9 protein-coding genes are annotated in these 11,271 nt (G+C 63.5%); 2 read left to right on the top strand and 7 right to left on the bottom strand.

Annotated elements, in window-relative coordinates; translation table 11 throughout:
- The 5 genes from N551_RS0129405 to N551_RS0129385 all read right to left on the bottom strand — a co-directional run.
- On the bottom strand, positions 1–2,120 hold a 2,120-nt coding region (locus tag N551_RS0129405; protein ID WP_035962917.1), incomplete at its 3' end, for a tetratricopeptide repeat protein.
- Positions 2,121–2,220: 100 nt separating this feature from the next.
- Positions 2,221–2,958, bottom strand: coding sequence for an amino acid ABC transporter ATP-binding protein (locus N551_RS0129400; protein ID WP_007591212.1), 738 nt, complete (start codon positions 2,956–2,958; stop codon positions 2,221–2,223).
- A gap of 11 nt (positions 2,959–2,969) precedes the next feature.
- A complete protein-coding gene (locus tag N551_RS0129395; RefSeq protein ID WP_027569963.1) occupies positions 2,970–4,490 on the bottom strand; it encodes an amino acid ABC transporter permease in 1,521 nt (506 codons plus the stop codon).
- Positions 4,487–5,692: an amino acid ABC transporter permease gene (locus N551_RS0129390; RefSeq protein WP_027569962.1), complete on the bottom strand. Its 1,206-nt coding sequence runs from the start codon at positions 5,690–5,692 to the stop codon at positions 4,487–4,489. The genes N551_RS0129395 and N551_RS0129390 overlap by 4 nt, the downstream gene beginning before the upstream one ends.
- Positions 5,693–5,717: 25 nt before the next feature.
- Complete coding sequence (locus N551_RS0129385; protein WP_027569961.1) at positions 5,718–6,734, bottom strand: amino acid ABC transporter substrate-binding protein; 1,017 nt, start codon at positions 6,732–6,734, stop codon at positions 5,718–5,720.
- Positions 6,735–7,129: 395 nt separating this feature from the next.
- On the opposite strand from N551_RS0129385, the gene metC reads away from it, so the two are divergent.
- Positions 7,130–8,314, top strand: coding sequence for a cystathionine beta-lyase (gene metC, locus N551_RS0129380; protein ID WP_027569960.1), 1,185 nt, complete (start codon positions 7,130–7,132; stop codon positions 8,312–8,314).
- A gap of 155 nt (positions 8,315–8,469) precedes the next feature.
- A complete protein-coding gene (locus tag N551_RS0129375; RefSeq protein WP_027569959.1) occupies positions 8,470–10,161 on the top strand; it encodes a Na/Pi cotransporter family protein in 1,692 nt (563 codons plus the stop codon).
- Between the two features lie 10 nt (positions 10,162–10,171).
- Here N551_RS0129375 and N551_RS0129370 read toward each other — a convergent pair whose 3' ends face one another.
- Both N551_RS0129370 and N551_RS0129365 read right to left on the bottom strand, forming a co-directional pair.
- Positions 10,172–10,510, bottom strand: coding sequence for a lipid-A-disaccharide synthase N-terminal domain-containing protein (locus N551_RS0129370; RefSeq protein ID WP_027517911.1), 339 nt, complete (start codon positions 10,508–10,510; stop codon positions 10,172–10,174).
- Positions 10,507–11,253 (bottom strand): glycosyltransferase family 2 protein, encoded by a 747-nt coding sequence (locus tag N551_RS0129365; RefSeq protein WP_027569958.1) that lies wholly within the window; start codon positions 11,251–11,253, stop codon positions 10,507–10,509. Before N551_RS0129365 ends, N551_RS0129370 begins: the two co-directional genes overlap by 4 nt.
- Positions 11,254–11,271 lie beyond the last annotated feature (18 nt).

The raw sequence follows: 11,271 nt of genomic DNA, 5'->3' as shown, positions 1-11,271 counted from the left end.
GCCGGCAAGTCCGCGCGCAGCTTCGCCAGATGCGCCGGCTGTGCCGCATATTTGGATGCGATCGCGGCATAGCCCTCGTCATTATCGGCGACCCAGTCATTGAGACCGACCGCAGCCACGATCGACCCGCCGGCGCGCGACGATGCACCGTTGCCGAGCTTGGCTACGACCGGCACGCCCGCATAGAGCGATTCCCAGGTGCTGACGCCGCCGTTTTGCGGGAACGTGTCGAGCGATATGTCGATGTTCGCAAACGCCAGCAGGTGCTCGTGGCGCGGCGACGAGCCCAGGCAGGTGACATTCTCCTCGGCAATGCCCTGTGCTACGAACCGCGCGATCAGGCTGTCGCGCAGCATGGGATCGTCGAGCAGGGTATGCTTGATGATGATCTTCGAACCCGTCACCTCGCGCATCACTTTCGACCACACCCGGATGGCCTCGTCCGAGATCTTGTAGATGCGGTTGAACACGCCGAAGGTGACATAACCATTGCGGAGCATGGGCGGCTCCGATGCAGGTAGATCCAAAATGGGATCGATCGTGATCAGGCACGGCAGGTCGTAAACCTTTTCAGCCAGCAGATGTCGCGCCGATTGCGGAATGAAGATGGGATCGGCGAGCACATGGTCCATGGTCTGAAGGCCCGTACCAGTGGCGTGACCAAACCCCGAGACCTGGATCGGGGCCGGCTTGCGGGCGAAGACATGGAGCCTGTTGCCGGTCGAATGCCCGGACACGTCGATCAGGATATCGATCCCGTCGGCCTGAATGCGATCGGCCAGCTCGTCGTCCGAAAGCTGCCAGGCATCGACCCAGACATCCGCCATGGACCTGAATTCGTCGGTTATCTCATCTCGTAATGGCGAGCACGAATAGCAGACGATCTCGAACCTGGCATGATCATGATGGCGCAGTACCGGTAACAGAGCGAATGCTGCGGAGTGGTTCCTGAATTCGGAAGCGACGTATCCGATCAATATCCGCTTGTCCCCATCGAGCTTGCGGGACGACAACGCGCTTTGCGGCAATCTGGCGCCGATCGCGTCCCACCACTGCTTTCGTGCGGCCTGCTGAACCGCAAAATCGGCGTCGGGGAGATAGTCCAGAAAGAAGATCTTGCGCCCGATCAAGTCCGCATAATCAGGCGCGATTGCCAGCCCCGCGTCGAGATGTTCGAGCGCAGTCGCGATGTCTCCCTGGCTCGCATAGCAGGAAGCCAGAAGCGCAATTCCGATGTCGGACCGCGGATTTTCCTCGAGCAACGTCTTGACCGCCGCAATCGCCCCGGCCGTGTTGCCCCTGACAAGGTTGACTTGCGCCTTTCCCTGCAAGGCCACTTCGAGCCTTGGCGAAAGCTCCAGCGCCCCATCAAAGTCCGCGATCGCCTGCTCCAGCCGCGACAGATCGAGATTGAGCCGTCCGCGCTGCGCCAGAATCTTCGGCGAATCCGGCTTGATCGCGAGCCCTGCCGCGATCGCCGCGGCCGCCTCTTCGTAGTGCCGGAGCTCGATGCATACCATGCCCTTGCCCGCGATCGCTTCCGCGTGGCGCGGCTGAAAAGCGAGGGCGCGATCGAAACTCCCCTTGGCGCGCTGGAACTGACCTTCGATCAGCTCCGCCATGCCCCGATTGCAAAATGCATCGGCAAAATCCGGCTTCAGCCTGATAGCGCGTTCGTGCAGCTCGATAGCCTGCTCGGCGAGGCCCATGTGCAGCAGCGTATTGCCCAGATTGGTCAAGGCGATCGGAGAATTCGGCTTCAGCGCAATCGCCTTCTCCTGGCATGCGCGAGCGTCCTGAAACTTCTGGAGGGTGAAATACACTGCCCCGAGATTACCATGGGCATCGGGCGAACGCGGATCGAGCGCCGTCGCGCGCTCGAGCAGTTGTTGCGCCTCCTCGAGCCGCCCGCCATCATACGCGCGCAGGCCGAGCAGGTGAGCGGCGTCGAAATGATCCGGAACCTCCGTCAAAATCCGGCGGCAGAGTGTCTCGACCTCCGCGTATCGGCCCTGCCCGAGTGCCTGAACCGCGGCGGACATGAGCGCGTCCGCCTGCTTCTTCAATTTCTTTTGCAATCGCGCGTTCTGGAATGCGCGCGCGCCGGCGCTGCTCTGCAAAATCTCTCTCCGGAATATGGCCCGAAAAGAGGCTGGCCGATTCGCATGGTGCCAAGCTGGCGGGTCGGTTAGACCGGCGACGCCACCGGATTGCAGGTACTCAGCGCAGGATCTGGCTCAGGAACAGTTTTGTGCGGGCATGCTGCGGGGCCGCGAAGAACTCGTTGGGCGTGTTGGCTTCGATGATCTGGCCCGCGTCCATGAATACCACGCGGTTGGCGACCTCGCGGGCAAAGCCCATCTCGTGGGTGACCACCAGCATGGTCATGCCCTCCTCAGCGAGGTCGACCATGGTGTCCAGCACCTCCTTGACCATTTCGGGGTCGAGCGCCGAGGTCGGCTCGTCGAACAGCATCACCTTCGGGTTCATCGTCAGCGCGCGGGCGATCGCGACGCGCTGTTGCTGACCGCCGGACATCTGTCCCGGAAACTTGTTGGCTTGGTGCGGGATCTTGACCCGCTCCAGAAACTTCATTGCCGCTGCCTCGGCGTCCTTCTTGGGGATGTTGCGCACCCAGATCGGCGCCAACGTGCAATTGTCCAGCACGGAGAGGTGCGGAAACAGGTTGAAGCTCTGGAACACCATGCCAACTTCGCGCCGCACCGCGTCGACATGCTTCAGGTTCGGCCCGAGCTCGATGCCGTCAACGACGATCTCGCCTTCCTGAAACTCCTCGAGCGCGTTGATACAGCGGATCAGCGTCGACTTGCCCGAGCCGGAGGGGCCGCAGATCACGATGCGCTCGCCCTTTTCGACCGCAAGGTCGATGTCGCGCAGCACGTGGAACTCGCCGTACCATTTGTTCAGGCCGGATATCTTGACGATTGGGTCGGACATGGTGACCTCGATCAGTTGCGGCGGTGAGCGTTGAGACGGTGCTCGACGAAGAGCGAGTAGCGCGACATTCCAAAGCAGAAGATGAAGTAGATGATCCCGGCGAAGGCGAACCCGGTGAACGCGGTCGACGGCGACGACCATTTAGGATCAGAGAACGACGCCCGCAGCGAGCCCAAGAGATCAAACAGCGCCACGATCGAGACCAGCGATGTGTCCTTGAACAGCGAGATGAAGCTGTTGACGAGGTTCGGAATGACGTGGCGCAGCGCCTGCGGCAGAACGATCAGCGAGGTCGTCTTCCACCAGGACAGCCCCAATGCCGCGGCCGCCTCGCCCTGCCCGCGCGGGATGGCGGCCAGCCCGCCGCGGACGTTCTCGGCCTGATAGGCGCCGGTGAACAGCGAAATTCCAATCAGCGCACGCACCAACCCGTCGACCGTGAAATTGCCCGGGAGAAACAGCGGCAGCATGTAAGTGGCGAAGAACAGGACGGTGATCAGCGGCACGCCGCGCCAGAACTCGATGAAGGCTATCGAGAAGATCCGGATCAGCGGAATGGTCGAGCGGCGGCCAAGCGCCAGCGCAATGCCGATCGGCAGCGAGGTGACAATGCCGGTAACAGAGACCACCAGCGTCACCAGAAGCCCGCCCCACAGGTTGGTCTGCACGATCGGCAGTCCGCCGTGATCGAGCCCCATCAGCTTGATCACGATTGCGATGGCGACGAAGGTGGCGATGCTGGACGTCAGGGCCCGCCCCCCGGTGCGGAGGCCGCCGCCGAGAACGAAGGCGATCAGGGAGACGATCGCGGCGGTGATGGCGAAATCGGCCCAGATCGACTGGCCTGTCCCGTGCAGCTGATCTCGCAGCCAGGTCAGCGGAAAGATCAGCCAGTAGATCAGGTTACCCACGAGCACGATGACATTGCCGACGACCCACAACACCGGTGCGGCAGAGGACGTCTTGCCGAGACTGAGCAGAGCCTGCCCGGCGCCGATGATGCTGTCGTCGAATAATTGCAGCAGGTCAGCGGTCCAGCTCAGGCCAAATCCCTTGATGCCGCCGCCATGCAGCAGAAAGAATGCAACCACTGGAAACGCAAAAAAGAACAGGCCTGCGTTCAATCCTTTCGAGGGCAGCCGCGGAATGAGCAACGGCACCAACAGAACCACTGACAGGACGAGCGTGAGGTCGACCCGCCAGCGTTCGGCTTCGGGGTAGAAGCCGTAGATCAGTTGCGGCAGCTTGGCCTGGATGTAGGGCCAGCAGGCACCGACCGCAAAGCCGGCGTTCTCGGCGAGGCAGGCGGTGCGATCCTTGCCGGTCCAGACTGCGTCGACCATCAGGAATTTGACGGAAGGAATGACGGTGAACCACAGCAGCAAGGCGCCGACCATCGTGAGCAGGATGTTGGTCGGCGAGTTGAACAGGTGCGTCCGTACCAGGCCGACGAAGCCCGTGGTCTTCACCGGCGCGGGACGCTCATCGAGAAGATCCTGGCGGACGAAACTGGACGAGCTGATATCGCTCATGCGCCGAGACTCCGGCTGATGCGCCAACCGTAGACGCTCATGACGGCGCTGGTGATCAGCGAGATCAGGAGATAGACGCCCATCGTCATGGCGATGATCTCGATGGCCTGCCCGGTCTGACTCAGCGACGTGCCGGCGAACACGGAGACGAGGTCGGGATAGCCGATCGCGACGGCCAGCGACGAATTCTTGGTGAGGTTGAGGTACTGGTTGGTCAGCGGCGGAACGATGACGCGCATCGCCTGCGGCACGACGACCAAGCGCAGCGTAGTGCCGCGGCTCAGGCCCAGCGACGATCCCGCCTCCATCTGTCCGCTGTGGACGGAGAGGATGCCCGCGCGCACGATCTCGGCGATGAAAGCGGCCGTATAGGTCGACAAGGCCAACGTGAGCGCCACGAACTCCGGGATGATGCGCGAGCCGCCGGCGAAATTGAAGCCCTTGAGCTGCGGCAGCTCGAAGGTGAAGGGCAGACCCGCTACCAGCATGGTGACGAGCGGCAGTCCGAACAGCAGCCCCAGCACATAGGGCCAGATCCGGATCACCTGACCGCGCTGGAACAGCGCCCGGCGCGCATGGATGCGCAGCGCCACCGAAGCCACGATGCCGAGCGCCAGCACCACAAGAAACGCCTCGAATCCGCTCTCGCCGATCGGGCGGGGAATGACGAGACCGCGATTGCTGACGAAAGCGATGCCGAGCAGCGAAATGCTTTGTCGTGGATTGGGCAAGGCCGCGAGCACCGCCAGGTACCAGAACAGGATCTGAAACAGCACCGGCAGGTTGCGGATGATCTCGACATAGATTTCGCCAATGCGCGCGAGCAGCCAGTTGGGCGACAGCCGGCACAGCGCGACAATGAAGCCGATCACGGTGGCGAACACGATGCCCACCACCGAGACCACGAGCGTGTTGAGGAGCCCGACCAGGAATACGCGCAGGAACGTGTCTGAGCCGGTATACGAGATCAGCGTCTGATTGACGTCGAAACCGGCGTTGTTCGCGAGGAAGCCGAAGCCGGCCGCAATGTGCTGGTTCTCGAGGTTGGCGCGGGCGTTGGAGACGATTTCATAGGCAATCCAGCCCAGGACCGCAGCGAAGGCAAACTGGACGGCGATGCCGTTCCAGCCTGTCTTGCCTCCCAGCGCGCGCCTGATCTTCAGCGCGATCTGGGGCGGGGGTTTGCGAGCCTCGATGCTCATCGCCGCGAGCGCGGATCAGGCGGGGTCAGCGGATCGGCGGCGCGTACTGGAGACCGCCCTTGTTCCAGAGATTGTTGAGACCCCGACTGATACCAAGCGGCGAGCCTGCGCCGACGTTGCGGTCGAACACCTCGCCGTAATTGCCGACGGCCTTCACGATGCGCACCACCCAGTCCTTGCTCAGGCCGAGCTGTTCACCGAAATTGCCGTCGGTACCGAGGACGCGCTTCAACTCCGGATTTTCCTGTTTCGTCTTCTCGTCGACGTTCTTCGCGGTCACGCCGAGCTCTTCGGCGGTGATCATGGCAAACAGCGTCCATTTCACGATGTCGAACCATTGGTCGTCGCCGTGGCGCACCATTGGTCCGAGCGGCTCCTTCGAGATGATTTCCGGCAGCACCATGTGATCGCCGGGATTGGCAAGCTTCAGGCGGTTGGCGTACAGGCCCGACTGGTCGGTGGTGAAGACGTCGCAGCGCCCGGCCTCGTAGGCCTTGACCGTTTCGTCGTTGGTGCCGAACGCGATCACCTCGTACTTCATGTTGTTGGCCTTGAAGTAGTCGGCGAGATTCTGCTCGGTGGTGGTGCCGGTCTGGACGCAGACCGAGGCGCTGTTGAGCTCGAGCGCCGAGTTCACCTTGAGCGACTTCTTCACCATGAAACCTTGCCCGTCATAATAAGTCACGCCGGTGAAGTTGGCGCCGAGCGAGGTATCGCGCGAGATGGTCCAGGTGGTGTTGCGCGACAGCACGTCGACTTCGCCGGATTGCAGCGCCGTGAAGCGGTCCTTGGCGGAAAGCGGCACGTATTTGACCTTGGTCGGATCGTTGAAGATCGCCCCGGCGATCGCGCGGCAGACGTCGACGTCAAGCCCGGTCCAGTTGCCCTTGTCGTCCGGCGAGGAGAAGCCGGGCAGACCCTGACTGACACCGCAGGACAGCATGCCCCGGTCCTTGACGGTCTTGAGCGTTTGCGCATGGGCGGCTTGGGCAGTCAGGCCGGCGGCGAGAGCGAGAGTGAGAGCCAGGGTTACGCGTTTCATGGGCTTTGGGCCTTTCAAAGTCGTCTCAAGGTCAGGAACGTTGTCTTTGCGATCGTCTCTGCCAGGGCTAGCCGTATCAAGACCAGCCCTGCAAGAGTCATGCTGGAAAACCTTGCCGATCACCCGCCGATCCCGGGAGGCCTTGCCTTAATCCTCGCCGAAAGGCGCCCGCCGTTATGGCTGTGGCGCTAGGTCCGGTCAGGCGATGGATCGAAGGTCGCGGCAGGCCCCTCAACATGCGGCGACTGAATAGCACCTGCGATAACAGAACGACTGGCGTGCCGGGTCAAGGGGTTGACGGGACTCTTCTGTGTTCTGTTATTAACGACAGCGGCCTTTCGGCCAGCCCGCGGGCGCAGCGCGCCTCGTGGAAACGCGCTTTTGAAAGCAGACGCATGGATTCCTCACACCCCTCCGAGCAGCACGCCGAGACCCGACTGGTCACCTCCGGCCGCGACACCAAGGCGCAGAAGGGGTTCGTCAACCCGCCCGTCTTCCACGGCTCGACCGTGCTCTATCCGACCGCCGAGGACCTGCACGCCCATCGCGGCGAGTTCCAGTACGGCCGGCACGGCACGCCGACGACCCGTGCGTTCCAGGAGACCCTGATGGCGCTGGAGGGGCCGCAATGCGCCGGCGTCGGCATCGTGCCGTCGGGGCTGTCGGCGATCTCGACCACCCTGCTCTCGGTGCTGAAGGCCGGCGACCACATCCTGGTCTGCGACAACGTCTATCGGCCCTCGCGCAATTTCTGCAACGGCATGCTCACCCGCTACGGCGTCGAGACCACCTACTTCGATCCGATGATCGGCGCCGGCATCGACAAGCTGTTCAGGCCCAACACATGTGCCGTTCTGGTCGAGGCGCCCGGCTCGCAGTCGTTCGAGATGCCGGACATCCGCGCCATCGCCGAGGTCGCGCATGGGCGCGGCGCGCTCGTCATCGACGACAACACCTGGGCCACGCCGCTCTATCACCGCTCGCTGGAACAGGGCGTCGACATCAGCATGCAGGCCGCCACCAAATATATCGGCGGCCATTCCGACATCATGTTCGGCACCATCTCGGCTAATGCCAAGGCCTGGCCGCAGATCGCCGAAGGCATCCGCCTGCTCGGCGTTTGCGCCGGTCCCGATGACGTGTTCCTGGCACTGCGCGGCCTGCGCACGCTATCGGTGCGGCTGGCGCAGCATCATCGCTCCGGGCTCGACATGGCGCACTGGCTTGCGAGCCGTCCCGAGGTCGCGCGCGTGCTGCATCCGGCGCTCGAGACCGATCCGGGCCATGCGATCTGGAAGCGCGACTTCACGGGCGCGTCGGGCCTGTTCAGCATCGTCCTGAAGCCGGCGCCGCAGAAGGCGGTCGACACCATGCTCGATACGCTCAAACTGTTCGGCATGGGTTTCTCCTGGGGCGGCTTCGAGAGCCTGGTGATTCCCTTCGATTGCGACGCCTATCGCACTGCGACCAAGTGGGCGCCGGGCGGCCCCACGCTGCGTCTGCATATCGGGCTCGAAAGCGTCGACGACCTCAAGGCCGACCTCGATCGCGGCTTCGCTGCCCTCAAGGCAGCAATGTGAGCCTGCTCACAAGGCATCGCGCCGCGGGACGCGCCAACGCGCGCCGGGGGAACGTGCAGAACCCGCAAACGTTAACGCCGACGCGCCAACAAATGGTTTGAACCTCAAGCATTTGGCGCTAGCCTCACCAATCGACTCCAATCCGGACTCGGAGCATGGGAACGTTGGTACTGCTCGATCTGATGGGCGGCGTGGCGCTGTTGCTGTGGGGCCTGCACATGGTCCACAGCGGGATTCTGCGCGCCTTTGGCCCGGACCTGCGACGGCTGCTCGGCAAGGCGCTTGGCAATCGCTTCAACGCGTTTGCCGCCGGTCTCGGGCTGACAGCGCTGCTCCAGAGCAGCACGGCGACCGCGCTGCTCACGAGCTCGTTCGCAGCCGAGGGCCTGCTCAGCCTGGTCACCGCGCTCGCCATCATGCTCGGCGCCAATGTCGGCACGACGTTGATCGTGCAGGTGCTGTCGTTCAACATCGCCGCCGTCGCGCCGGTCCTGTTCGTGCTCGGACTGGTCGCCTTCCGCGTGGGTCCGCGCTCGCGGATCAAGGACGTCGGCCGCGTCTTGATCGGTCTCGGACTGATGCTGCTGTCGCTGCACATCCTGCTCGACACGCTGGCGCCGGCCGAGAACGCACCGGGCGTCCGCGTCGTGATGTCCTCCATCACGGGCGATCCCGTTCTGTGCATCGTGATCGCGGCGCTCGTCACTTGGGCGGTGCATTCGAGCGTCGCCAGCGTGCTGCTGATCATGTCACTCGCCTATTCGCAGTTCATCTCGCCTTACGCGGCGCTCGCACTGGTGCTTGGCGCCAATCTCGGCAGCGCCATCAATCCCGTGTTCGAAGGCGCCAAGCGTGACGATCCCGCCAGCTATCGCCTGCCGGTGGGCAATCTCGTCAATCGCGTGATCGGGATCGCCCTGGTCCTACCCTTCCTGGGCCCGATCGCCGAGCACATGCACGCCTGGCAGCCCGATCTCGCCAGGATGACGGCGGCATTTCATATCGCTTTCAACGTCGGCACGGCCATTATCTTCATCGGCCTGCTCGACACCATGTCGCGCCTGTTGACGCGGCTCCTGCCCGATCGTGTTCAGGAGGCCGATCCGGCCCGGCCGCGCTATCTCGACGAGACCGCGCTGGAATCGCCGTCGCTGGCGCTGGCCGATGCCGGCCGCGAAACCCTGCGCATGGGCGATCTTGTCGAGATCATGCTGCGCAAGGTGATGGCCGCGATGATGAGCGGGGACCGCGCGCTGGTCGACCAGGTCTCGAAGATGGACAACATCGTCGACGGCCTCGACGAAGCCATCAAGCTCTACGTGACGAAACTCATGCGGGGCAGCCTCGACGAGAGCGAGGGCCGGCGCGCGATGGAGATCATTTCCTTCGCCATCAATCTGGAACATATCGGCGATATCATCGACAAGAGCCTGAGCGAGCTCGCGACCAAGAAGATCAAGCGCCGCTTCCAGTTCTCGCCCGAGGGCGCCGAGGAGCTCGCCGCCTTCCACAAGCGCACGATGGATTCGCTGCGCATCGCCTTCGGCGTCTTCATGTCGGGCGACGCCAACGAGGCACGCAAGCTGCTGGTGGAGAAGACGGCGCTGCGCAACACCGAGCTTGCCGCCGTCGAGCGCCACCTCGACCGCCTGCGCGAGGGCCGCCCCGAGACCATCGAAACCACGTCGCTGCATCTCGACGTGCTGCGGGACCTGCGCCGCATCCACTCGCATATCTGCTCGGTCGCCTATCCCGTGCTCGACGCGGCCGGCGAGCCCCATCGCAGAACCGAGACGGAGACCGCTGCCCTGCCTGCGACAGGCGCGGCGTCAGCGCTGCCGCGCTAGTCGCCTTGGATCAGCGCTCCAGCGTCTTTGACGCCCGGCCGCGGTTCTTCACGATCAGCATGATGTTGCGAATATAGATGACGGTCGCCAGCGCCTGGCCGAGGATGATCACGGGTTCGCGCTTGACGACGCCATAAACCAGCGTCATCAGCCCGCCGCCCATGGAGCAGAACCAGAACGCCATCGGAACCACGCTGTTGCCGGCGCGCTCGCTCGCGATCCACTGCACCAGGAAGCGTGCGGTAAAGAACAGCTGCGCGACGAGGCCGAACGCGAGCCAGAAGTCGAACTTGGCCACGAAGACGTCGTAGAAATAATTGCTCAGCGCCTGACCGTATTGGATGATCATGCCTTCACCTCAGTCACATCCGGCGTCGGCTTCTTGCGGCGGATCAGCCACCACACGCCCACGAGATCCATGATGCCGATCCACAGCCGGTCGAAGAAACCGTAGTTTGACACGCCGGAGCGGCGCGGCCGGTCGATCACGTCGACATAGGCGATCTCGTAGCCCTCGCGGCGCACCAGCGCCGGCAAAAAGCGATGCAGCCCGTCGAAATAGGGCATCATCAGGAACACCTCGCGCCGGAACGCCTTCAGGCCGCAGCCGGTGTCGCGCGTACCGTCCTTCAGGATCGCGTTGCGGACGCCGTTGGCGACGCGCGACTGGAATTTCTTGAAGCCGGTATCCTTGCGGCCGACGCGTTGTCCGGCGGCGAGTCCGACCTTGCTTCCGTTCTCGACGGCCGCGATCAAGTCCGGCAGGAAGGCCGGATTGTTCTGCCCGTCGCCGTCGAGCGTCGCCACGATCGCGCCGCGTGCCGCACGCACGCCGCTGCGCACGGCCGCGGATTGGCCGCCTGATTTGGCATGGCGCAGTTGGCGCAGATTGTCCCGCTGCTTCATGACCGCGCAGAGCCGTTCGCCGGTCGCGTCGGTCGAACCGTCATTGACGTAGATGATCTCATAGGCCCAGCGGCCGTCGAGCGCCGCGCCGATCTCCTCGATCAGCGGCACAATGTTGTCGGCTTCGTTGCGCACGGGAACGACGATGGAAACCGAGGGCTGGAAAACCGAAGGCTGGGACGACAAATCGAAGCTCGTGGTTGG

This window comes from Bradyrhizobium sp. URHA0013, assembly GCF_000518345.1.
Taxonomy (GTDB): domain Bacteria; phylum Pseudomonadota; class Alphaproteobacteria; order Rhizobiales; family Xanthobacteraceae; genus Bradyrhizobium.
Note: the sequence above shows the minus strand (reverse complement) of the source record. Positions and strands in the feature narration are given on the sequence as shown.